Origin of the sequence: Pseudomonas sp. OTU5201, assembly GCF_038440135.1 — a bacterium.
In the GTDB taxonomy this organism is placed as follows: domain Bacteria; phylum Pseudomonadota; class Gammaproteobacteria; order Pseudomonadales; family Pseudomonadaceae; genus Metapseudomonas; species Metapseudomonas resinovorans.
In genome coordinates this window covers 37,965-60,567 of sequence record NZ_JASATC010000004.1, presented here as the reverse complement: position 1 = coordinate 60,567, position 22,603 = coordinate 37,965, and the positions used below count along the sequence as shown (strand labels likewise).

Annotated in this window: 19 protein-coding genes; all 19 read right to left on the bottom strand. The window is 64.1% G+C overall.

The annotated features are described in order from the left end of the window. Window positions 1-120: 120 nt before the first annotated feature. Entirely contained in the window at window positions 121-1,452 is a 1,332-nt protein-coding gene (locus AAHM40_RS03740) for a UDP-glucose dehydrogenase family protein (RefSeq protein WP_342243468.1), read from the bottom strand. A 32-nt stretch (window positions 1,453-1,484) separates the two neighbouring features. Then, on the bottom strand, window positions 1,485-2,735 hold the full coding sequence (gene flgL, locus AAHM40_RS03735) for a flagellar hook-associated protein FlgL (protein WP_342243467.1): 1,251 nt from the start codon (window positions 2,733-2,735) through the stop codon (window positions 1,485-1,487). 11 nt (window positions 2,736-2,746) lie between these two features. Next, window positions 2,747-4,801 (bottom strand): flagellar hook-associated protein FlgK, encoded by a 2,055-nt coding sequence (flgK, locus tag AAHM40_RS03730; RefSeq protein ID WP_342243466.1) that lies wholly within the window; start codon window positions 4,799-4,801, stop codon window positions 2,747-2,749. Between the two features lie 9 nt (window positions 4,802-4,810). Beyond that, a complete protein-coding gene (gene flgJ / locus AAHM40_RS03725) occupies window positions 4,811-5,971 on the bottom strand; it encodes a flagellar assembly peptidoglycan hydrolase FlgJ (RefSeq protein WP_342243465.1) in 1,161 nt (386 codons plus the stop codon). 10 nt (window positions 5,972-5,981) lie between these two features. Next, window positions 5,982-7,082: a flagellar basal body P-ring protein FlgI gene (locus tag AAHM40_RS03720; RefSeq protein WP_342243464.1), complete on the bottom strand. Its 1,101-nt coding sequence runs from the start codon at window positions 7,080-7,082 to the stop codon at window positions 5,982-5,984. Between the two features lie 11 nt (window positions 7,083-7,093). Then, the gene (gene flgH / locus AAHM40_RS03715) at window positions 7,094-7,807 is read right to left on the bottom strand and encodes a flagellar basal body L-ring protein FlgH (protein ID WP_028626517.1); all 714 of its coding nucleotides are present in this window, start codon (window positions 7,805-7,807) and stop codon (window positions 7,094-7,096) included. A gap of 18 nt (window positions 7,808-7,825) precedes the next feature. Next, on the bottom strand, window positions 7,826-8,611 hold the full coding sequence (gene flgG, locus AAHM40_RS03710) for a flagellar basal-body rod protein FlgG (protein WP_028626516.1): 786 nt from the start codon (window positions 8,609-8,611) through the stop codon (window positions 7,826-7,828). 45 nt (window positions 8,612-8,656) lie between these two features. Next, entirely contained in the window at window positions 8,657-9,400 is a 744-nt protein-coding gene (gene flgF / locus AAHM40_RS03705; RefSeq protein WP_280282570.1) for a flagellar basal-body rod protein FlgF, read from the bottom strand. 283 nt (window positions 9,401-9,683) lie between these two features. Next, window positions 9,684-11,021, bottom strand: coding sequence for a flagellar hook protein FlgE (gene flgE, locus AAHM40_RS03700; protein ID WP_342243463.1), 1,338 nt, complete (start codon window positions 11,019-11,021; stop codon window positions 9,684-9,686). A 45-nt stretch (window positions 11,022-11,066) separates the two neighbouring features. Beyond that, complete coding sequence (flgD, locus tag AAHM40_RS03695; protein WP_342243462.1) at window positions 11,067-11,750, bottom strand: flagellar hook assembly protein FlgD; 684 nt, start codon at window positions 11,748-11,750, stop codon at window positions 11,067-11,069. Window positions 11,751-11,766: 16 nt separating this feature from the next. Further along, window positions 11,767-12,213: a flagellar basal body rod protein FlgC gene (flgC, locus tag AAHM40_RS03690; protein WP_342243461.1), complete on the bottom strand. Its 447-nt coding sequence runs from the start codon at window positions 12,211-12,213 to the stop codon at window positions 11,767-11,769. Between the two features lie 14 nt (window positions 12,214-12,227). After that, window positions 12,228-12,635 (bottom strand): flagellar basal body rod protein FlgB, encoded by a 408-nt coding sequence (gene flgB, locus AAHM40_RS03685; protein ID WP_137821659.1) that lies wholly within the window; start codon window positions 12,633-12,635, stop codon window positions 12,228-12,230. 332 nt (window positions 12,636-12,967) lie between these two features. Further along, window positions 12,968-13,672, bottom strand: a complete 705-nt coding sequence (locus tag AAHM40_RS03680; protein WP_342243460.1) for an NAD(P)H-dependent oxidoreductase — start codon at window positions 13,670-13,672, stop codon at window positions 12,968-12,970. An 89-nt stretch (window positions 13,673-13,761) separates the two neighbouring features. Continuing rightward, window positions 13,762-14,952 (bottom strand): pyridoxal phosphate-dependent aminotransferase, encoded by a 1,191-nt coding sequence (locus AAHM40_RS03675; RefSeq protein WP_342243459.1) that lies wholly within the window; start codon window positions 14,950-14,952, stop codon window positions 13,762-13,764. 21 nt (window positions 14,953-14,973) lie between these two features. Continuing rightward, window positions 14,974-16,584: a 5-guanidino-2-oxopentanoate decarboxylase gene (locus AAHM40_RS03670; RefSeq protein WP_342243458.1), complete on the bottom strand. Its 1,611-nt coding sequence runs from the start codon at window positions 16,582-16,584 to the stop codon at window positions 14,974-14,976. A gap of 103 nt (window positions 16,585-16,687) precedes the next feature. Further along, on the bottom strand, window positions 16,688-18,775 hold the full coding sequence (locus tag AAHM40_RS03665) for an acetate--CoA ligase family protein (RefSeq protein ID WP_342243457.1): 2,088 nt from the start codon (window positions 18,773-18,775) through the stop codon (window positions 16,688-16,690). A gap of 13 nt (window positions 18,776-18,788) precedes the next feature. Further along, window positions 18,789-19,949, bottom strand: a complete 1,161-nt coding sequence (locus tag AAHM40_RS03660) for an acyl-CoA dehydrogenase family protein (RefSeq protein WP_028626506.1) — start codon at window positions 19,947-19,949, stop codon at window positions 18,789-18,791. 28 nt (window positions 19,950-19,977) lie between these two features. Next, window positions 19,978-20,760, bottom strand: coding sequence for an enoyl-CoA hydratase/isomerase family protein (locus AAHM40_RS03655; protein ID WP_342243456.1), 783 nt, complete (start codon window positions 20,758-20,760; stop codon window positions 19,978-19,980). A gap of 373 nt (window positions 20,761-21,133) precedes the next feature. Continuing rightward, window positions 21,134-22,531 carry an amino acid permease gene (locus AAHM40_RS03650; RefSeq protein WP_342243455.1) on the bottom strand — a complete coding sequence of 466 codons (1,398 nt, stop codon included), beginning with the start codon at window positions 22,529-22,531 and terminating at the stop codon, window positions 21,134-21,136. Window positions 22,532-22,603 lie beyond the last annotated feature (72 nt).

The window sequence follows — 22,603 nt, the reverse complement described above, 5'->3', positions numbered from 1 at the left end:
TCTCCCTGGCGTACCGACCCGTCAATTAGTCGGCATGCTGTTGTTCGATGCCCAGGTTCTGCAATAAGCAGGCCACCCCGATCGAGCGGCTGCGGCCGGAGTGGATATCCTGGGGATCGATCAGGCCGGGAGACGGCCGATAGAGTGGTAGCGCAGGCCGTAGCGCTGCATCACGCGAGGATCGTAGAGGTTGCGCCCGTCGAAGATCAGGGCGTCTCTGAGGGTATTGCGGATCAGGTCGAAATCCGGCGCCTTGAAGCTCTGCCAGTCGGTGACGATGGCCAGCGCATCGGCGCCCTCCAGCGCTTCTTCCTTGCTGTCCAGCAAGACCAGATCAGGCCGCTCGCCATAGAGGCGACGGCATTCCGGCATGGCCTCCGGGTCGTAGGCGCGAACCTGCGCACCAGCCTGCCAGAGCTGCTCCAGCAAGGTCCGACTCGGCGCTTCGCGCATATCCCCGGTGTTGGCCTTGAAGGCAAGGCCCCACAGGGCAATGACCCGCCCGCGCAAATCGCCGCCGTAGTGGTGGTGAATGCTTTCGCCGACCTTGCGTTTCTGCCGCTCGTTGACCGTCGCCACCGCGTGCAGGATCGCCGGCTCGTGGCCGGCGGTTCTTGCCGATGCCTTCAGCGCGCTCACATCCTTCGGGAAGCAGGCGCCACCGTAGCCGCAGCCAGGGTAGATGAAGTCGTAGCCGATGCGCGGATCGGCGCCAATGCCACGGCGCACCGCTTCGATATCGGCACCGAAGAGTTCGGAAAGCCCCGCCATCTCATTCATGAAAGAGATCTTGGTGGCCAGGAAGCAGTTGGCCGCGTACTTGGTCAGCTCGGCGCTGCGCCGATCCATGACCATGATCTTTTCGCGATTGCGGTTGAACGGGTTGTAGAGCTCCTGGAGCAGTTCGATGCTGGCGGGCTCGCTGGAACCGATGATGATCCGGTCCGGCCGCTGGCAATCGCTCACCGCTGCGCCCTGCTTGAGGAACTCGGGATTGGACACCACGTCGATGTGCAGTTCGCGACGACCACGCTCGGCAAGGACCTGGCTCATCAAGGCCTGCAGTTCGTCGGCGGTGCCCACCGGCACAGTGGACTTGTTGATGACGACCTGGTCGTTTCCGGTGACGCTGGCAATGCCCCTTGCCACCTCGAACACCTGGCTGAGGTCCGCCTGCCCTTCGGCATCGGACGGCGTGCCGACGGCGATGAACTGCACCCGCGCATGGCGAACTGCGTCCTCCAGCGAACCGGAGAAGCGCAGGCGCCCCGCCTGAACATTGGACTGCACCATACCCGTCAGACCGGGCTCGAAGATCGGCACCTCGCCCCGCTCGAGCATCGCCCGCTTGCCGGTATCGCTTTCAATACACAGCACGTTGTGGCCAACGTTGGCCAGCACGGCCGCCTGAACCAGGCCGACGTAACCTGCCCCGAATACACCGATATTCATTCCCGCTCCCCAAGGCTCCGGCGGCGCGCCAATCAGCCCAGCTTGTTGAACAGCGTCAGCGACGCGATCTTCACGTAACTCTGCTGCGACGCTTCCAGGATGATCGACTGGAACGACAGCCGCGACAGGGCCTCGGCATAGTCCAGCTCCCGCAGGTCGGCCTGCACGGCCTTGTTCACCAGGGTCACGTCTTCGTTGTCAGTCAGGGTGGACTCCACCACGTTCAGGCGCGCGCCGATGCCACCGCGCACCGAGTCGACCACGGTCATGCCGTTGTCCAGGTTGGTCAGGGCCTCCGCCACGGAATCCCGGACCTGCAAGTTGCCGGCCGGTGTGTCGGGGGCGTTTTCCAGCGCCTTGCGCAGGTTGGCGATGGTGTCGAGGATGCCCTGCTTCTGCTCATTGGGCTGCGGGGTGACTTCGATGGTTTCACCGCCCACGGGAACGCCGTCGAACTTGATGCTGACGCCGCGGAACACGACCTGGTCGGCAGTGCGGTCATCCGTGTCGATGACACCACTGCCCAGCACTGGCGTGGTGGTGCCCTGCTCGAAGATTTCATAACTGTTGGCGTCGGGGTTGCCGAACACGATCTGCACGCCGGCGTTGGGGAATGGCGGATTGCCGGAAAACGCGACCTCGTCCTGCACCAGCGGCGCCGAGGGGCTCAGGGTAGAACCGGCAGGGCTGTTGGTCAGGGCGCTGTCCAGGCGGCCAGCGTTGATCACGTTCTCGAAGATGGCCTTGCCGTTGTCGCTGATGGCCACTTGCAGCGAGCTGGCGATCTGCAGCTTGCGCTGGCCTTCGTCGCCCTCATAGCTGTAGCTGCCATCGGCGTTGCGCACGAAGGGTTGGGTCTTGCCCTGGAAGCCGGAGAAGATGTACTCGCCGCGCGCGTTGCGGGTGTTCATCAGGCTCAGCAACTCATCTTCCCGCTCGCGCAGTTCGGCGGCGATGGACTTGCGGTCCGCAGCGCTGAGGGCGCCATTGCCCGCTTCCCCGGCCAGTTCGCGCACGCGCTGGAGCACCGTGTTGACCGACTCCAGGGTGGCCTCCTCCTGGGTCAGGCTGTTCTTGGCTGCCGTCAGGTTGGAGCTGTACTGCTCAAGGATGCCCTGCTGCTGGTCGAGCTGCAGCAGGCGTACCGACGCCACCGGGTCATCCGCGGGGGTCAGGATGCGATTGCCGGTGCTGATCTGCTCTTGGGTACGGGTCACGTTGGCGTAGTTCCGCTGCAGCCCCATCACGCCGTTATTGAATTGCTGGATGGTAGAAATTCGCATGGCCGGGTCCGTCAGCGGAAGGTGTTCATCAGGGTATCGAACAGGCTGCGCGCAACTTGAATCACCTGCGACGAAGCGTTGTAGTACTGCTCGAACTTGATCAGGTTGCCCGCCTCTTCATCGAGGCTGACAGCGGACAGGGAATCCCGGTTGTCGGTGGCCTGTTTGAGGATCGCCGCACTGGCTTCGCTGTCCACCCGCGCCTGGGCGGTGAGGGTGCCAACGCGCTCGACCAGGTCGCCGTAGCCGTCGGTGAAGCTCGAACCGGTGCCATTGACCAGGGCATCGACACCAACGGCAGCCTTGGTCTGCAGGTCCGCCAGTTTCAGCGCGTTGCGGTTGTCGGAGACGCCATTGGCGCTGACGGCAAGGCTGAAGCTGTCGCCAGTCTCCGCCCGACCGCTGAAGCTCTGCTTGATCTCGAACGACTGGGTCGTCGGCGGCGTGCCAGTGGTCACCGAAACCGTGTAGCTCAGTTCGTTGGTCTGCCCCGGCGTCACGTTCAGGGTTCCGGAAGCCGGCTGGCTGATGGTCACCCCGGCCGGCAGGCCGGAAAACGACAGGGTGCCGCTGGGCGAGCCTGCGGTGTAGTTCAGGGTGATCGAGGAAATCGCCGCCAGGTGTGCCTGGCTCATGGGCTTGAGCACGTTGCTGATGGACGGCTGACCAATGGCGCCAGTGCCCTTGTTCTGCAGGTTGGCTTCCGAATGCAGCGGCGCAGCGAAGGCCAACTGGTCCGCCTGGTCCAGCACGGCCTTCATGTCCAGCGCGCCGGAGCGGGTCGGCTGGAGGATGAACTTGTCGCCGGTGGTGGGCGGCGGCGTGCCCAGGGCGATCTGGAAGCCCTGATCGCGTCCCGCACTGTCCTTGATGGTCAGCGTGCCGGACGGGGTACTGTCGGTAACCACCATGTCCTGGTTGTCACTCAGGCGGCGCACCCTGTAGGGCGGCGTGGCCGTGGCGTCGTATTCCATCTGGTAGTCGCTGGTGGAAAGCAGACTGGTGTTGGTGATGTTCAAGGCCGGCTGGGCATTGCTGTTGCCGGAAAACGCCTTGACCCGAAGCGCCGCCAGCGCCGGATCGTTGTAGTCACCGAACAGCGCCGTACCCACTTGCCCTTTCAGGTCCAGGCCTTGGCCCAGTTGGGTGTTGACCTGCTCGGTAATGGCCAGGGCCAGGCGACCCACCGAGTTGAGACTGGCGTCGAGGGTTTCCTCTCGGTAGCGGACCAGGCCACCCAACTCGCCGCCGCTGAGCAAAGTGGTGACGCCCTGGCGCGAGTCGCCGCTGACGAATTCCAGCTCGAAGCGGGTCGGGTCGCCTTTGCCGGGGACGGCCTCCAGGCGGTTCGCCGTGCTGCCCACCACCAGAGGCTGGCCGGTGCCGACGAAGATGCTCTGGGTGCCGTCACTTTGCGGCACCACGCTGACGCCCACATAGGTAGACAACTGGCGGATGGCTTCCTCGCGGGCGTCCATCAGGTCGTTCGGTTCCTTGCCGTTGGCCGAGGCGACGGCAATCGCGTCGTTCAGGCTGGCGATGGACCCGGCCAGGCGGTTGACCTGGTCAGTGACGGAAGACAGCTGCTTGTTCAGCGATTCGTTCTGCGCCGCCAGCCTGTCGTAGATGGTGTTGAAACGCCGCGCCAGGCCCTCGGCCTCGGACAGCACCAACTGCCGCGCCGGAATGTTCGCAGGGTCCTCCGCAGCCGTCTGCATGGCGGCGAAAAAACTCTTCAGCGACGGGCTGATGCCGGTGGTCGTACCGGACAGCAGCGAATCGAGCTGGTCGATCTGACTCTTGTAGGCATCCACGTCACTGCTGAGTGAGGTGGTGTTGCGCAGCTGCGCGGTGAGGAATTCGCTGTAGCTGCGACGGATATCCGTCAGGCTCACGCCGCTGCCGATGTAGCCCGAACCGGAGAACTGCGGCAGCGTGGTCGCCTGAGCCGCACTCTGGCGCGTGAAACCGGGGGTGTTGACGTTGGCGATGTTGTGACCGGTGACGGTCAACTGGCTCTGGCTGACGCGCAGCCCGGACAAGCCAATGTTCAGTAAGTCAGCCATGACTCAGCCTCATATCCTGGTGGTCGTGCCGTCGACGGCGGCAACGGCCTGGTAGATCTGCATGCCGCGGGCGATCTGGGTGATCTTGCGGGCGTACTGGGGGTCGGTGGCGTAGCCGGCCTTCTGCAGCTCGCGCACGAACTGCTCCGGCTTCTCCGCGGAATCCAGCGCTTCCTGGTAGCGGTCGTTGTTCTGCAGGAAGCTCACGTAGTCGTGGAAGCTCTGCTCGAAGGAGTTGTAGGAGCGGAACGACGCCGCCTCCTTCACCGCCTTGCCGCCTTTGTACTCGGTGGTCATGACCCGCGCCGACTCGCCGTCCCAGCTCTTGTGGGCCTTGATGCCGAACAGGTTGTGACTGCTGGTGCCATCGCCCTCGCGGATGATCGACTTGCCCCAGCCGGTTTCCAGCGCGGCCTGTGCCACCAGGTAGCGGGGGTCGACGCCGATACGCTCGGCGGCCTTTTCGGCCATCGGCAGCAGCGTTTCGATGAACTCGTTGCGCGAGGCAAACACACGCTTGCCGGCGGCCTTGGTGGAATCGACGCCGGCCACCGACTCGCGCTCCGGCGCGGCGTAGGTCTTGGCCGGGGTCCAATCCTTGCCGGCCAGCGATGTGCCGGCGACCTGCTCGGGCGACGGCACGATGCCGGCCATCTGGCGGTCGCTCAGTTTGCTCGGCAGCGCCAGTCGACGCTGATTGAGCAGCCTGGAGTCATCACGCGCGAAGGCGCTGGCCTCTTCAGTCTTCGCCACCGGCTTGCTGCCCTGTGCCGGCCAGTTGGCCTGGACACCGGACTGGACCTGGGCGAAGGGGTTCGGCCGATCCGAATGACGGACCTTGGACAACTGACGGGTCAGCACATCGGCCAGGCCCACACCGCCCTGCTTGGACAGGGTCACGGCCAACTGCTGGTCGTGCATCTCCTGGTAGGTCTTGGTCTCGTTGCTGTTCAGGTAGTTGCCTTCGGAGAAGGCCTCACCCGCCTGACGCATGGACTTCATCATTTCGTTGAGGAACAGCGACTCGAACTCCTGAGCCACCTTGCGGATGTTGCCCTCGCTGTCGCGATCCTTGCCGGTCTTGAGTTGGCTGAGCCGGTTCAGGTCGGTGTAGGCGCCGCTGTCCAGCCTGGAGCCGGTGGCGAGACCTGCGGAGAGTTTCGAGTTCATCGCCATTCCCTTAAATCACGATCAGGTCGGCTTGCAGGGCACCGGCCTGCTTGAGCGCTTCGAGGATGGCCATCAGGTCCGACGGTGCCGCCCCCACCTGGTTGACCGCACGCACGATCTCGTCGAGCGTGGTGCCGGGGCCGAACTTGAACATCGGCTTGGCTTCTTCCTCGGCATTGACCCTGGACCGCGGCACAACCGCGGTCTGACCGCCGGAGAAGGCTTCCGGCTGACTGACGATGGGGTCTTCGGTGATGGTGACGGTGAGGCTGCCATGGGTTACGGCGGCCGGTTGAACCCGCACGTTCTGACCGATGACGATGGTGCCGGTGCGCGAGTTGATGATGACCTTGGCCACGGCCTGGCCGGCCTCGACCTCCAGGTTCTCGATCACCGAGAGGTAGTCCACGCGCTGGCTCGGGTCCAGCGGCGCGCTGACCCGCACCGAACCGCCGTCGATAGCCTGGGCCACGCCCGGGCCAAGCAGTTCGTTGAGCTTGTCGACGATGTTCTTCGCGGTGGTGAAGTCCGGGCGATTGAGGTTCAGGGTAAGGGTATTGCCCTGCTCGAAACCGCTCGGCACCGGACGCTCGACGGTGGCGCCAGAGGGAATGCGGCCGGACGAGGGAACGTTGACGGTGATTTTCGAGCCATCGCTGCCTTCGGCGTCGAACCCACCCACCACCAGGTTGCCCTGAGCGATGGCGTAGACATTGCCGTCGATGCCCTTCAGCGGGCTCATCAGCAGGCTGCCGCCACGCAGGCTCTTGGCGTTGCCGATGGAGGAAATGGTGACGTCGATGGTCTGGCCGGGCTTGGCGAAGGGCGGCAAGTCGGCGTGGATGGACACCGCCGCGACGTTCTTCAGCTGGACGTTGCCGACGTTGGCCGGCACCTTGATACCGAACTGGGCCAGCATGTTGTTGAAGGTCTGCAGGGTGAAGGGCGTCTGGGTGGTCTGGTCACCCGTGCCATTCAGGCCCACCACCAGGCCGTAGCCGATCAGCTGGTTGTTACGCACGCCCTGGATGCTCGCCAGATCCTTCAGGCGTTCGGCCTGAACGGTGCCGGCGGCAATCAGCAGGCAGAGGGCTGATATCAGTCGCTTCATGGTCAGCCTCATCAGAACGGGAACAGCGGGCTGATGAAGAACCGATCGAACCAGCCAGGCTGACTGGCATCAGCGAAGGCGCCAGTGCCGGAATAGGTGATACGCGCATCCGCCACGCGGTTGGACGGTACGGTGTTATCGGTACCGATATCGTCGGCGCGGACCATCCCGGCGATACGCACCAGTTCGTCTCCGGTATTCAAGGTCAGCCACTTCTCGCCGCGTACCGCGAGGATGCCATTGGGCAGCACTTCCGAGACGGTGACGGTGATGGAGCCGGACAGGCTGTTGCTCTGCCCTGCCTTGGAATCACCCTTGGTATCGCGGGTGGCGTTGTACTCCGCGTCCAGAGACAGGCGCGCGGCGTCCAGCGGATTGAGGCCGCCATTGGGGTTGTTCACCGAAACGCCGCCGCCGAACAGGGACGTCAGGCCGATGTTGGCGTTGCTGTCCTTCTGGATCTGCGAGTTGGCGTTCTTGCTGGCCTGGGTGCGCTCGTTGAGGGTGATGGTGATGATGTCACCCACGCGGTAGGCCTTGCGGTCGTCGTAGAGGTTGGTCTCGAAGCCGGCCTGGTAGATGGCGCCGTTGGTCTGCGCCGCCGGCAATGGCGTGCGCGGCAGTACGGGCGCGTAGTACGGATCGTTCGGCCGCGGAGCCGGCTGCACACAGCCCTGGATAAAGGCGATACCGAGCAGCGGGAGAAGAATGATCAGCCGGTTCATGGCGACTACCTCAAGGCGTTACAGGTTCTGCGTGACGAAAGCGAGCATCTGGTCAGCGGTGGAGATGACCTTGGAGTTCATCTCGTAGGCGCGCTGGGTGGTGATCATGTTCACCAGCTCCTCGACCACGCTGACGTTGGAGTTTTCCAGGGTGTTCTGCTGCACGGTCCCGAGACCGGTAAGGCCCGGAGTACCGACCTGCGGCGCCCCGCTGGAGGCGGTTTCCAGGAACAGGTTGTTGCCGATGGCCTGGAGGCCAGCCGGATTGACGAAGTCGGCGGTCTGGATATTGCCGATCACCTGGGCGGCAGGGTTGCCGGCGGTGGTGACGGAAACGGTGCCGTCCTCACCCACGGTGAAGGTCTGCACATCGGTGGGGAGCACGATGGCCGGCTCCAGGGCAAACCCCTGGGAGGTGACCAACTGGCCATCGGAGTTCAGGTGGAAGCTGCCGTCGCGGGTGTAGCCGACGGTGCCGTCCGGCATCAGTATCTGAAAGAAGCCGCGCCCGTTGACCGCCATGTCCAGGGGTTGTTCGGTGGTTTGCAGGCTGCCCTGGGTGAAGATCTTCTGGGTGCCGGCGATGCGCACACCCGTACCCAGCTGCAAGCCGGTAGGCAGCTCGCTGTCCTGGCTGGTCTGGCCGCCCGGCTGGCGACGGATCTGGTACAGCAGGTCCTCGAACTCGGCGCGGTCGCGTTTGAACCCCGTGGTCGACACGTTCGCCAGGTTGTTGGAAATGGTGGTCATGTTCATGTCCTGGGCGGACAGGCCGGTCTTGCTGACCCAGAGTGCCGGAAGCATCTATCTCTCCTCGGGCGCCGGAATCATGGCGCCGCGTACTGGTGATTAGCTGAACTGCAAGACCCGCGCCATCGCCGAGGCATTGTCCTCGGCGGTACGCATCATCTTCACGGAAAGCTCGAACTGGCGGGACAGTGAGAGGATCGCCGTCATCTCTTCCACGGCATTGACGTTGCTGGCTTCCAGGAAGCCGGAGGTCACCTGCACATTGGCATCCGCCTGCACCAACTGCTGCGGGTCCTTGACCCGGATCATGCCGTCGCTGCCTTTCTCCAGCTGCTTGGGATCGGGATTGACCAGCTTGATGCGGTCCACCTCCGCCACCACGTTGGGGTTCTCACCCAGGGCGCGGATGCTGATGGTGCCGTCCTGGCCGATCTCGACTTTCTGCTCCGGCGGAATGGCAATGGGACCGGCATTGCCCATGACCGGCAAACCATTGCCGGTGCGCAGCTGGCCAAGGGCATCGATCTGCAGGCTGGCGGTACGCACGTAGGCTTCGCTGCCGTCCGGGGACTGGACCGCGATCCAGCCCTCTCCTTCGATGGCCACATCCAGGTCCCGACCGGTTTCCTGCAGGGCACCCGGGGTGAAGTCGGTACCCGGGCGCTCGGTCATGGCATAGACCCGCGACGGAAAGCTGTCACCGAACACCGGCATGGAGCGCGCCTGCTCGAAGTCACGACGGAAACCGGTGGTGGAGATGTTCGCCAGGTTATTGGCATGAGCACGCTGGGCCAGGCTGTTCTGGCTGGCTCCGCTCATCGCGACGTAAAGCATCTTGTCCATGAATCTCTCCGAGTGGGCGTTGCCGCCCTTGGCTCTTTGCAGGCTATCCAGCAAGCGCCATGCCAAACTCGAATATCATTCTCAAGACACTGAAATAAAAGGATTTTCCATAAAAGAAAAAAGCCCTTTGCAGGGCCTAGTCAAAGCGCTGGCGGCCAGCGGCTGCCGCCAGCGGCAAGGGGATTTGCCGCCAGTAGGAGCGGGCTTGCCCGCGAATGGGCAAACCTTCGCGAGCAAGCTCGCTCCTACATCAGCTACTCCATCGAAAGGATGCAGCCGCTCATCAACGCAGGTTGATGATGGTCTGGGTCACGGCGTCCTCTGTCTGGATAGTCTTGGCGTTGGCCTGGTAGTTGCGCTGGGCAACGATCAGGTTCACCAGTTGATCCGACAGCTCGACGTTGGAATCTTCCAGCGCGCCGGCCTGCAGGGCACCCAGCGTGCCGGAGCGCGGGGTGCCGACCACCGGCTCACCGGACTCGAAGGACTGTACCCAGCCAGTCTTGCCCACCGGGCTGAGGCCCTGGGCGTTGGCGAAGTTGGCGAGGATCACCTGCCCCTGCACCTTGGACTGGCCGTTGGTGTAACGGGCGAAGATCACGCCGGTGTCGTCGATTTCCAGACCGGCCAACTGGCCGGTGGTGTAGCCATCCTGGCTGATGCTGTTCACCGCAAAGGCACTGGAGTACTGGGTGGAACCGCGGATGTCGACGCTGATGCCGCCGGCGTTGGCAGTGGCGCCGTTGGCTGACCAGTTGGCCGGGGTACCGCCATCGGAAACCGCGGGCACCCAGTCGTCGAGGTTCATCAGGCCGGTAGCCGGGTCGTAGTTCAGCTCGCCGCCCGCGGCCATGCCAGCCGTGTTCAGGCTGCCGTCGGCATTGAACTGCAGGTTGGTGGTGTGGGGATCGGTGCTGGTCGGGTCGGACGGATTCCGGCCATCCACGAGCACGGCCATGGTCCAGTCGTTGGTCACCGGCGGGGTGGCCGCCGGATCGGAGTTGTTGATGAAGTACTGGGTCATGACGTGGGCATTGCCCTGGGAGTCATAGATGTTGACCGAGGTGGACGAGGTGTAGGTCGTCGGGTCGCTCGGGTCGAACGGGGTATTGGTCGGCGCCTTGGTCGTGGAGTTCAGGTTGAACTTCTGCTGGATCTCGGTAGTGGCCTTGGGGGCCTGGTTCCCGGTCTGGATCTGCAGGTCGCTGACCACGCCGTTCTGCACGTTGCCGTTACCGTCGATGCCGTAACCCTGCAGGCGGTAGCCGAAGTTGTTGACGATGTAGCCGTTGCGGTCGGTGCCGAAATAGCCGGCACGGGTGTAGCTGATCTCGCCGTTGTTACTGGTCTGGAAGAAGCCGTTGCCGTTGATGGCCAGGTCCAGGGCGTTCTGGGTGTAGTTGATATTGCCCTGGTTGAACAGCTGGGACACATCGCCAAGGGCCACACCGCTACCTTGGGCGTTCTTGCCGGTGCCGAGCACCGAGGCAGCGTAGACGTCGGCGAACTCTGCGCGGGACTGTTTGAAACCCGCGGTGCCCGCGTTGGCAATGTTGTTGCCGGTGACGTTGAGGTCGCTGGTCGCCGCCCGCAGGCCGCTGAGACCGATGTTGAACGCCATTTCTATCTCCTTTGCCGGTGCTTCCCGGCGCTCTGAACCGGGAAGTTATTGACCGATGACCTGGACCTTGGACAAGCCGACGCTGCCGATGCCGGCGAGGTTGAGCATCAGCTCGCCGCCGTTCTGCGACAGGGTGACGCTGTCGACGTTGGCCGGCAGCATGGTGTAGAGGGCCTTGGATTCGCTGCCGTACTGAGCCTGCGCTTCGAACTTGTAGGTACCGGGCGGCATGACCTTGCCGCTGGAGTCCTTGCCGTCCCACATGAAGCTGACGCTGCCGGCAGGCTGCTCGCCCAGGTTGATGCGATTCACCAGGGTGCCGGCGGTGTCGTAGACGTTGACCCAGACGTTGCTGCTGGAAATGGGCAGGGTGGCGCTGGCCTTGAAGGTTTCGGCGGTATCCACCACGGCCTTCTCGGACGGCACGATCACCTTGCGTCCCACCAGGGACGAGGCCTGCAGGGCCTGGGAAGACTGATAACCAGAGAGCAGCGAGCCCATGCTGGTGTTCAGTTTCTCGATGCCCTCTACCTGGCTGAACTGCGCCAGCTGGGCAATGAACTCACCGTTTTCCTGGGGCGCCAGCGGGTCCTGGTTGTTCAACTGGGCGACCAGCAGCTCAAGGAATTCGTTCTTGCCAAGATCGTTGCTGGTCTTGGTTTCGTTCTTGATGGCGTATTGATCGAGGAAAGACTGGCCATCGGTGGACGATACGTTGCTGACACTCATGCGGGTTCGCTCCCTGTTACTGACCCAGGGTCAGCACTTTCTGCATCATCTGTTTGGCGGTGTTCATCATTTCCACGTTGGTCTGGAACGACCGGCTGGCGGAAATCATGTCGGCCATTTCTTCGACCACATTCACGTTCGGGTAGTAGACGTAACCTTCCGCATTGGCCGCCGGGTGGTTGGGCTCGTAGCGCGGCGTCAGGGTGCTCTGGTCCTCGACGACACCGAGAACTTGCACGCCGGCGCCGGACTGGTCCTGGTCGGCGAACAGCGAGCCGCGGTCACCGCCGCCCAGGCTGTCCTGGAACATGGTGGCGAACACCGGATGACGGGCGCGGTAGGTCTGGTCGAGGCTGGAGGAAACGGTCTCGGCGTTGGCGATGTTGCTGGAGATGGTGTTCAGCCGAGTGTTCTGCGCACTCATGCCGGTGCCGGCGATGCTGAAGATGCTGGACAGGGACATGGCTTGGCTCTCCGTTATTCGCCGCGCAGGGCGCCGATCAGCCCTTTGAATTTGCTGTTGAGTAAGGTGAAGCTGGCCTGGAACTGCATGGCGTTCTCGGTGTAGTTCGATTGCTCGAGCTGGGCGTCGACGGTGTTCTGGTCGACGGCGGCCTGGAACGGGATGCGGTACTTCAGCGAGGCATCCGCCAGATCGAAGCCTTCGGCGGCGATATGCCGTTCGTTGGTCCGGGCGGCCTGGAAGCCGCCCTGGGCAGCCTTCTCGGACTGCTGGGCCAACACGCTGGCGAAGTCGAGGTCACGAGCCTTGTAGTTCGGGGTATCGGCGTTGGCGATGTTGTTGGCCAGCACCTCTCCACGCTGAGCGCGGAAGCTGAGGGCTTGCTGATGGATGCCGAGGGCCTTTTCGAAACTGATGCTCATGTCCGGAACCTTTGCCAGTGGCAATCTGGGTTGCTTGCCTGACATTCAGCAAAGGCCGTGCCAAATAGCTTTATCCTTTATTTTCAATATCTTATGAAAATTTTGAGCGGCAAAAAGCGGCAATGAACGCTGGACGGGCGGCAAAGCGGCAAGGGCAACTTGCCGCTGGTTGCCGCTTTGCCGTGGGCACCCGGCGATAGAACAGGTAGGAGCGAGCTTGCTCGCGAATGATCGCGCCCGGGACTTTCGCGAGCAGAGCTCGCTCCTACAAAAAGAGTTCAGCGGAGAAAGAAGAAGGCCGCCCTCGGGCGGCCTTGGTGCTCTCAGTGCTCTCAACGAGCCAGTGGATACAACCTGTCGTCGAACTGGTCCAGCCGGGGAAACTGAAGTGGCAGGTCCTGATCCAGCCCCTGCAACCGGTCTTGATAGGCGCGCAGGAGATCCTGGCGGGCGTCGCTGCTGATGTAGGGCACATGCCACGCCACGAAAGGCGGCAGGACCTCCAGGCCGACGTAGGCCAGGGTGCCACGCAGCAGCGGCCGCAGCATGTCTTCCAGCGGACCATGGATGGCCCCCTCGCCGAACATGTGCTCGCGGCCGCCCAGGGTCAGGGTTACCAGTGCCTTCTTGCCGGCCAGGCCGCCCTGGTCGTAGAAGCGCTTGCCGCCGTAGCAGACGCCGGATACCAGCACCCGGTCGATCCAGCCCTTGAGGATGGCTGGAGTGGAGAACCAGTAGAGCGGGAAGTTGAGGATCAGCAGGTCGGCCCAAAGCAACTTCTCCAGCTCGCGCTGGATATCCGGCGCAATATTGCCGGCCTTCACGCCTTCGCGCTGTTCCAGCGCATAGACCAGGTAATCAGGGTTTTGCCGCTCGCTGAAATCGGCAGCACTGGCTACCGGGTTCCATTCCAGGGCGTGGAGGTCGGATTGCCGGACTTCGTGTCCCTGCCCTTGCAGGGTTTCCACGGCCAGGTCGCGCAAGGCGCTGCAGAAGGACTGCGACTCGGGGTGGGCATGGACGATCAGGATCTTCATGGGTGTTCCTTATGGGACGGTCCGTAGGTTGGCGCAGAGCGTAGCGAAGCCCAACATTCACGGATTCGCCGCGCAACGCAAACCTTCATTCACGCGATTTCTAGTTGACCAATCAGTTCGGCCGCACAACGGGCAATGCGTCGGCAGGCCTCTTGCAGCGGCTCACTGCCCAGCACCAGCCCCAGGCGGATGTGCCCGGCCGCGCTCGGCCCGAAGGCTTCACCCGCCAGTACCGAAACGCCATGGTTGTCCAGCAGCCGGTCGGCGAAGTCTTGCGCAGACAATCCGGTCGGGCGGATATCCACCATCACGAACATGCCACCGTCCGGCTTCAGCGCGCGCAGGCCGGGGCAGCCTTCCAGGCTGGCGCACACCAGGTCACGGCGCTGGCGATAGGCCTCGCGCATGGCGCCCAGCTCCGGCAAGCGAGCTTCCAGGGCAACACAGGCAGCGTCCTGCACGAAGTCCGGCGAACCGTAGAGCATGCACAGGGCAAGGTTTTCCAGGTGCCCGGCCAACGCCTCTGATCCCACCACCCAGCCCACGCGCCAACCGGTCATGGCGTGGGACTTGGAGAGGCTGTTGATGGTCGCCGTACGCTCGGCCATGCCCGACAGGCTGGCCGGGCTGATGTGCTCACCTTCGAACAGCAGCTCGCTGTAGACCTCGTCGGAAATCATCCAGAGGTCGTGAGCGATGCAGAGTTCGGCCAGGGCTTCCCAGGTGGTGCGCGGCAGGCTGGCGCCGGAGGGATTGTGCGGGCTGTTCAGGGCCAGGGCGCGGGTCCGCGGCGTGATGACGGCGGCCACGTCTTCGGCCTGGATGCGGAAGCCGTTCTCCGAGCGGACCGGCACCGGGATCACTTTGGCGCCACAGGCGCCGAACACGGCTTCGTAGGTGACATACATGGGTTCGGCAACGATGACTTCGTCCCCCGGATTGAGCAGGCACTGCACCACGCAGTACAGCGCGCACTGGGCACCGGCCAGCACCACCACCTGGTCGGTGTCGACGTTCTGTCCGCTGCGCTGGTTGTGCCAGGCGGCGATGCGCTGGCGCAGTGCGAACTTGCCGCGCACGTCGGAATAGTGGGTGTTGCCGTTGAGCAGGCTGTCGATGGCCGCCTGGACGATGGGCTGCGGTGTGTCGAAGTCGGGATCGCCCACCGACAACAGGAGAATGTCGTCACCCCTGGCCTGGCGCTCCAGGGCACGGTAGTGAATGTTCCAGGCAGCTGCGCCGTCGCCGGCGATACGTTGGGTGAGGTCGGAAAAACGCATGGATAGCTCCTTGGCCCGTGCTCAACGAGCACAGGCGTGTTTCAGTTCGATCAGGGTGACACCGGGATGGCCGAAGCCTGTGCGCAGGTCGCGTTCCAGTTCGTCGAGACTCTGTGGCTGCTTCACGGCGCAGCCGAAGGCGCGGGCCAGTCCGGCGAAATCCGGGTTGCGCGGCAGTACGCCTAGCGGCTCGATGTCCAGGGCCAGCATGTCGTCGCGGATCTGGCCCAGTGCATCGTTGTTCCACAACAGCACCACCAGCGGGCTGTCCAGTTCCTCCACTGCAGTGGCCAGCTCCTGGACGGTGTAGAGGAAACCACCGTCGCCCACCAGAACCAGGCCGGGCCGCGTCGGCGCGCCGAACTTGGCGCCGATGCCAGCCGGCAATCCATAGCCGAGGGTGCCGTAGCCGGTGGGGTGCAGCCAGCTGCGCGGCGCCCGGCTGGCAAGGGCGTAGTTGCCCGTGTAGGCCAACTGGGTCATGTCGGTACTGATGAAGGCATTCGCCGGAAGCACAGCAGCAATGCGGTCGAGGATCGCCTGGTGGATAGCCTGCAGCGGTCCGTGGCCATTGCGGATCGCCTCGCGCAGCCGGTCGACGCGCGCCACGGCCGCCTCCCCTAACCTGCCCGCCGCCGGCAGGTGGACCAGCAAGGCCTCCAGGGTCTGCCGGGCATCGCCCTTGAGCGCCACCGCGCAGGGATAGAAGTCGTTGAACTTGCGAGGGTCGATATCAACACGGATCAGCTCGCCGGTCAGCGGCAGGCGCTCGCGCCAGAAGTCGGTGTCGGCCATCTCGGTGCCCACCGCCAGTACCACATCGGCCTCTGCGATCATTTCCCACCCGGGCGCCATGCAAAGGCTTGAGCCGGCGTTCAACGGTGCCTCGGGCGGTAGCAGCCCCTTGCCGGCAACGCTGGTAAAGACCGGCGCGGCCAATCGCTCGCTGACGGCCTGGAGGGCATCGGCGCCCTCCAGCGCACCGCCGCCCGCGATGATCATCGGACGCTTCGCAGTAGCCAGTCGGTTCGCCGCCGCTTGCAGTGCATCGCCAGAGGGCAGTCCGTGGCCGGGTCGACGGACCACTTCACGGCTCCAATCCCGCGCGATCGGCGCCGCCAGCACGTCCAACGGAACCGAGATATGCACCGGGCGTGGACGTTCACCGTCGAATACGGCGAAGGCACGGGCCACCAGCTCAGGCAGGTCCTCGGGCGTCAAGGCCACGGCCGAGAAGGCGGTGATGGGCGCGCTAATGGCGCGCTGGTCCTGGGTTTCGTGCAGGCAGCCCCAGCCTTTGCCGAGGCTCGCCGTATGGTTGACGCTGGAGATCACCAGCATTGGAATCGAATCGGCGTAGGCCTGGCCAATCGGCGTGGCGGCGTTGGTCACGCCCGGGCCGGTGATGATGAAGCAGACTCCGGGCTTGCCGCTGACGCGGGCATAGCCATCGGCCATGAATCCGGCACCCTGCTCGTGACGGGTCAACACATGACGGATACCACTGCCGGGCAGGCCGCGGTACAACTCGAGGGTGTGCACGCCGGGGATGCCGAACACGGTGTCCACGCCGTAGTTGGCCAGGAGGCGAACCAGGGCCTGGCCGCCGGTGAGAGTGTTCTGGTGTTGCATGAGGTGTCTCCTCGAATCGATACCAAGACCTGTAGGAGCCAGCTTGCTGGCGAAACTCTCGTGCTCAGCCGTTCGCGAGCACGCTCGCTGCTACAGGGGGATGTCATTCCGCGATACGAATCAGTGCATCCACCGCCACGGCGCCGTCGACACTCACCAGCAGCGGATTGACGTCCAGCTCCAGCAACTGCCCCGCGTTCTCGCAGGCGTAATCCGCCACCGCGCGAATGGCGGCCACCAACGCCTCCAGATCTGCCGCCGGGCGACCGCGGAAGCCAGTGAGCAACGGCGCACTGCGCAAGCTCAGCAGGGCATCCCGGATGGCCGCGTCATTGGTGGGAAGCAGCAGGCTGCGGCTGTCCTTGAGCAACTCCACCAGGATGCCGCCGGCACCGATCACCAGGGCCAGGCCGAAGCCTTGCTCGCGCTTGATGCCGACGATCAGCTCCGCCAGCGGCGCCGTGGCCATGCGCTCCAGCAGCACCTGGTCGAATACAACGCCCGGTGCATAGGCGGCAATGCGTTGCCGCATCTCGCCAAGGGCCTGTGCCAGCGCCTCGGCATTTTTCAGGTTGAGGGCCACGGCACCGGCTTCGGTCTTGTGCGGCAACTGCGCACTGACGGCCTTCAACACCAACGGATAGCCAAGCTGGTCGGCATCCTCCAGTGCCCGCTCCGGGGTACTGAGCAGCGCCTGCGGTACCGGCAGGCCAAAGGCGCGCAGAGCCTGTTTGGATTGCCACTCATCCCACAACTCGCCATCGGCCAGTGGCGATGGGCTCATCGGCACCAGGGCGGATTCGCCGCGGGCCAACAGCGCCTCACGGCGCTGCCGGTAGGCGGCGATGCGGCCCCATGCGGCGAGGCCATCCTCCACCCCTTGCAGGGCGGCGACGCCACGGGCGTGCAGGTAATCCCGGGCGGCTGCAGGCAGCAACTCGGGGAAGGCCGACGCGATGAAGCCGGCCTTGCCATGACGCTTCAAGGCTTCGCAATAGCGCTCCAGAAGCAGGTCACATTGCGGTCGTTCACCGGTTTCTTCACCGGGGTAGTCCAGCACCAGCAGTGCCGCGTCGGCCGCACTGCGCAGCGCGCTGTCGAGCATGCGCTCCAAGGCGTCGCCGTTACCCCAGATGGCCGTGGTGAAATCCAGCGGGTTGGCGATGTTCGCGTAGCTCGGCAGGATCTGCGCCAGCGCGTGGTACTGGCCAGCGTCCAGTTTCGGCAAGTGCAGGCCATTGGCCTCGGCATAGTCGGCGATCAGCCCGGCATCACCACCGGAACACGCCAAGGCGATAAGGCTGGGGCCGGCCGGCAGCGTGCCGCAGGCAGCGGCCTTGAGCGTTTCCATGAAACTTACCGGGCCGCTGACGCGGATCACTCCCAGGCGCTCGAACAGGCTGTCGTAAAGCGCATCGGAACCGGCCAGCGAGCTGGTATGACTGAGCGCCAGTTCGGCGCCGATCTGTGACACGCCAGTCTTCAGGGCAATGATCGGCACACCCTTTTCCAGCGCCTTATGTGCCGCACGGGCGAAGCCCGGCACGTTCTTCAGTCCTTCCAGGTGCAAGCCGATGGCCGTGACGCGCGGCTCGTCCAGCAGCACGTCCATCAGTTCCGCAACGCCCAGCTGGGCCTGGTTGCCCACCGAAGCCATATAGGCCACCGGCAACGAGCGGTCGCTCATGGACAGGTTGTAGGCGAAGTTGCCGCTCTGGGTGAGCACGGCCACCCCTTTCTCGACCTGCTTGCCGCCGTGAGCCACCGGCCAGAGGGCAGCGCCGTGCAAGTAGTCGAGCAGGCCGTAGCAGTTGGGCCCGAGCAGCGCCATCTCACCCGCTGCAGCCAGCAGCTGCGCTTGCAGGGCCTGGCCTTCAGCGCCGGTTTCGGCAAAGCCGGAGGCGTAGCAGATGGCGCCACCGGCACCCTTGGCCGCCAATGCGGCGACGCTTTCCAGGGTCTGTTCGCGGTTGGTGGCGATGAAGACCGCATCCGGTCCGCAGGGCAGTTCGGCGACGGTGGAAACGCAAGGGACGCCTTCCAGCTCGGCATGCTGAGGATTGACCAGCCACATCTGGCCGGTAAAACCGCCTTCGGCACAACGCTTGAGGGCGCGGGCCATACTGCGGCCGCCGACGAAGGCCAGGTGACGTGGCGCCAGCAGGCGCTTGAGGTTGTCTCGTTGAGTCATGCTCGGCCTCCGGTCAGCGCAGCAGCGGCCGCAGCAGTTCGCGGGAAATAATGTGGCGCTGGATTTCCGAGGTGCCCTCCCAGATCCGCTCGATTCGCGCATTGCGCCAGATGCGTTCCACCGGGCCTTCATCCATCAGGCCCATGCCGCCAAAAATCTGCACGGTCTCGTCGGCCACCTTGCCCAGCACCTCGCTGGCGAACAGCTTGGCCATGCCGGCTTCGCCGTCGGTCATGGTGCCCTGATCCATCTTCCAGGCCGTGTGCAGGGTCATCAGCTCGGCCGCACGAATCTGCGTGGCCATGTCGGCGAGCTTGAAGGAAATGCCCTGGTAGCTGCCGATGGGCTGACCGAACTGCTTGCGGTCGGCTGCCCATTGCAGAGACAAGTCGAGGGCGCGCTGGGCCTGGCCGACACAGTTGGCGGCAACCATCACGCGGCCCGCAGTGAGCCAGGCGTTGGCCACCTCCCACCCCTTGCCGACTTCGCCGAGGACTTTGGAGGCTGGCACGCGGCAGTCATCGAAGAAGATTTCGTAGGTGTGGTAGCCCTTGTTGCTCACGCACCTGGGACCACGGCGCACGGTCATGCCCGGAGTCCCCTTGTCGACCAGGAAGGCGGTGACGGCGTTGCGCTTCTTGCCGTTGTGCTCGTAGGTGTCGGTGACAGCGAAAACGATGGCGAAGTCCGCATGGCCGGCATGGCTGATGAAGTGCTTACTGCCGTTCAGCACGAAGTCGTCGCCCTCGCGCACAGCGCGGGTCTTGATGGAGTTGGCATCGGAGCCGGCGCCCGGCTCGGTGAGGGCGAAGCAGTCGATTTTCTCGCCCTGGATGCTCGGCAACAGGTACTGCTGGATCTGCTCGCCCTTGCAGGCCATGAGGATCTTCGAGGGCCGCGCTACGAACACGTGCAGCGCCCAGGACACCTTGGACAGTTCACGCTCCACCAGGGCCTGGGACAGGTAATCCAAGCCACCGCCACCCACCTCTTCCGGCATGTTGAAGGCATAGAAACCGGCAGCCAGTGCCTTGCCGCGAATTTCCGCGGCGAGCTCCGGAGACACGGCGTCAGCACGGTCCACGGCCTCTTCGTGGGGCAGCAGTTCCTTGTCGACGAAGGCGCGTACCGCGTCGACGAGCATTTCCTGTTCCTGGGTCAGTTGGAAGTTCATGGCTAGGTCCTCTGGCGGATTCGGCGCATCAGCGGCCGGTGAATTGGGGAGCGCGCTTTTCGGCAACGGCGCGCAAGGCCTCAGCCGCATCCTCGCTGCGACCGCAAAGCAGACCGGAGGCCAACTCGGCCTCCAGTTGTTGAGCCAGATTGCGGCTGGCGCCATCGCGAATCAGCGCCTTGGTCTGGGTGAACGCGAAGGTCGGGCCGGTTGCCAGGCGGGAGGCCAGTTCACCCGCGACTTCCTGAAGTCGCTCGTCGGCGCAGACTTCGCCCACCAGGCCAACGGCCAGGGCACGCTCGGCGCCCCAGAGTTCGTCGAGGAACAGCAAGCGCTTGGCCTGCTCGGCACCGATCAGGCGCGGCAGGTGCCAACTGGCGCCCGCGTCGGGTGAATAGGCCATGCCGGTGTAGCCGGCCTTGAAGCGGGCCGAGGCGGCGGCGATACGGAAGTCGCAGCACAGGGTCAGGTCCATCCCCGCACCGACGGCCGTGCCGTTGATGGCGGCAATGGTGGGCTTGGCCAGACCGTGGAGGCGAGTCATCAGCGCGTGGGCGGTTTCAGTCCAGCCGTAGGTTTCCAGAGCGCCGCGGGCATCGGCTTCAGCCCACTCGGCAAGGTCCGCGCCCGCGCAGAAACTGCGCCCCGTCCCGCTCAGTACCACTACGCGCACGGCCGGATCAGCCTCGTGCGAATCCAGAAGCGCATGCAGGGATTTCAGGGTGGGGATATCCAGCGCGTTGCGCTGTTGCGGGCGATTCAGGGTGATCCGGGCGATGCCGGCTTCGACCTGGCTGAGCAGGGTAGTCATGGAAGCCCTCGTCTTGTTGTCTTTGCTGGTGAGGCTGGGAAGTTGCAGCGATCCTAAACGAGTGTTCAGGAAGCCGGCAATCCTGCCCAAATGAGGTATGTAACGGAGAGGATTACTATCTATCTGATTGTTTCTAAAAGGCTTTTCAAAAGAAGACAGAACCCGAAACAAAGAGTTGTTACATCTTCGAACAACTCGAAACCCGGATTCCTGGGGAGGAAAACTGCTTCGTGATGCGGGATGAGAGGTGAGGTGAGGTGAGGTGAGGTGAGGTGAGGAATCCTCACCCAGCCCCCTCCCCAAGGGGGAGCGGGCGTTGTTGGCGTTTCCTGTGGGAGCGAGCGTAATCGCGAATCAGGCCAGCACCGGACCATCAGGCGGCTGGCGCAATCACCGCCCTGCGCTGGCGCTTGTACTGCAGGACGTAGTACGCCCCGTAGCAGATCCCGATAAAGCCGAAGCCCCAGTAGAGCGACGGGCGCTGGGTCGGGTCCAGGGCCAGAAAGATGAACAGCGAGCTGCACAACAGGATGCAGGCCAGCGGAATCAGCGGGAACAGGGGGGCGGCGTACTTGAGGTCCTGCACCGTGCCGCCTGACTTGTACAGTTCGCGACGGGAGCGGTACTGGGCCAGGGCGATGACGATCCAGGTCACGGTGCCGGCCATGCCGCTGATGGCCATCAGCACCATGAACAGGGTGTCGGCGGCGATGAAGCTGGTCAGCAGGGAAACCAGGGCGAAACAGAGGGTGACGGACAGCGCATTGAGCGGCACGCCTCGCTTGCTGAGCCGGGCCAGGCCACGCGGCGCCATGCCAGTCTTGGACATCGCCCAGAGGATGCGGGTGGAGGCATAGAGGCCGGAGTTACCGACCGAGAGAATGGCGGTGAGGATGACGAAGTTCATCAAATCGGCAGCGAAGGGAATGCCGACCATATCGAACACCTGAACGAAGGGGCTTTCCATCAGCCCGGCCTCCTGCCATGGCACGATGGCCGAGAGCACGACGATGGCCAGCACGTAGAAGATCAGTACGCGGAACACCACATTTCGCACGGCGCGAGGGATGCTCTTTTCCGGCTGGTCGGTTTCGCCGGCTGCCACACCCATGATTTCGCAGCCCTGGAAGGCGTAGACCACCGCCATCATCACGGCGAACACGGCGGAAATACCGTTGGGGAACAGGCTGTCGCCGATCAGGTTGGAAAACATGGGAGCCGGCTCGCCGCTGGCCAGCGGCAGGCCGCCGAAGATGGCGAGCAGACCGACGACGATGAAACCGAGAATGGCCGCAACCTTGATTCCGGAGAACCAATACTCCGCTTCACCGAAGGCGCGAGTGGCCAGGGCGTTCAGGGAGAAGAGCACTGCCACGAAGAGCGCCGACCAGTACCAGATGGGGACATCGGGGAACCAGCGCGTCATCAGCATGCCGGCGGCGGTGAACTCCAGCCCGACGGTAGTGGCCCAGCTCATCCAGTAGACCCAGCCGATCATGAAGCCGGTGCCCGGCCCGATGTAACGGGTGGCGTGGGCCTGGAAGGAACCGGAAACCGGCATCTGCACTGACAGCTCGCCCAGGCAGACCATCACCAGATACATGAGTACACCCGCCACCAGGTAGGCCAACACGGCGCCAGCCGGACCTCCCTGGTGGATGGTGACGCCCGAGCCCATGAACAGGCCGGTGCCGATCACGCCGCCCAGCGACAGCATGAAGATGTGACGGCTTTTCAGCGCGCGGGTGAGCTGGATGCGTTCTTCAGACATGCAGCACCTCCAGGTGGAGGCGACGATGGGAGAGGCGGGCTTTGCGGGTCATTATTCTTGTCTCCAATAGGC

Bases quoted from the DNA above. Each gene is read 5' to 3' on its own strand.
- flgB (WP_137821659.1), bottom strand. From the start codon at position 12,635: ATGAGCATCAGTTTCGAAAAGGCCCTCGGCATCCATCAGCAAGCCCTC.
- AAHM40_RS03720 (WP_342243464.1), bottom strand. From the start codon at position 7,082: ATGAAGCGACTGATATCAGCCCTCTGCCTGCTGATTGCCGCCGGCACC.
- flgJ (WP_342243465.1), bottom strand. From the start codon at position 5,971: ATGAACTCGAAACTCTCCGCAGGTCTCGCCACCGGCTCCAGGCTGGAC.
- AAHM40_RS03650 (WP_342243455.1), bottom strand. From the start codon at position 22,531: ATGTCTGAAGAACGCATCCAGCTCACCCGCGCGCTGAAAAGCCGTCAC.
- AAHM40_RS03680 (WP_342243460.1), bottom strand. From the start codon at position 13,672: ATGAAGATCCTGATCGTCCATGCCCACCCCGAGTCGCAGTCCTTCTGC.
- AAHM40_RS03675 (WP_342243459.1), bottom strand. From the start codon at position 14,952: ATGCGTTTTTCCGACCTCACCCAACGTATCGCCGGCGACGGCGCAGCT.
- AAHM40_RS03740 (WP_342243468.1), bottom strand. From the start codon at position 1,452: ATGAATATCGGTGTATTCGGGGCAGGTTACGTCGGCCTGGTTCAGGCG.
- flgF (WP_280282570.1), bottom strand. From the start codon at position 9,400: ATGGACAAGATGCTTTACGTCGCGATGAGCGGAGCCAGCCAGAACAGC.
- AAHM40_RS03670 (WP_342243458.1), bottom strand. From the start codon at position 16,584: ATGCAACACCAGAACACTCTCACCGGCGGCCAGGCCCTGGTTCGCCTC.
- flgK (WP_342243466.1), bottom strand. From the start codon at position 4,801: ATGGCTGACTTACTGAACATTGGCTTGTCCGGGCTGCGCGTCAGCCAG.
- flgH (WP_028626517.1), bottom strand. From the start codon at position 7,807: ATGAACCGGCTGATCATTCTTCTCCCGCTGCTCGGTATCGCCTTTATC.
- flgC (WP_342243461.1), bottom strand. From the start codon at position 12,213: ATGTCCCTGTCCAGCATCTTCAGCATCGCCGGCACCGGCATGAGTGCG.
- AAHM40_RS03660 (WP_028626506.1), bottom strand. From the start codon at position 19,949: ATGAACTTCCAACTGACCCAGGAACAGGAAATGCTCGTCGACGCGGTA.
- flgE (WP_342243463.1), bottom strand. From the start codon at position 11,021: ATGGCGTTCAACATCGGTCTCAGCGGCCTGCGGGCGGCGACCAGCGAC.
- AAHM40_RS03665 (WP_342243457.1), bottom strand. From the start codon at position 18,775: ATGACTCAACGAGACAACCTCAAGCGCCTGCTGGCGCCACGTCACCTG.
- flgL (WP_342243467.1), bottom strand. From the start codon at position 2,735: ATGCGAATTTCTACCATCCAGCAATTCAATAACGGCGTGATGGGGCTG.
- AAHM40_RS03655 (WP_342243456.1), bottom strand. From the start codon at position 20,760: ATGACTACCCTGCTCAGCCAGGTCGAAGCCGGCATCGCCCGGATCACC.
- flgG (WP_028626516.1), bottom strand. From the start codon at position 8,611: ATGCTTCCGGCACTCTGGGTCAGCAAGACCGGCCTGTCCGCCCAGGAC.
- flgD (WP_342243462.1), bottom strand. From the start codon at position 11,750: ATGAGTGTCAGCAACGTATCGTCCACCGATGGCCAGTCTTTCCTCGAT.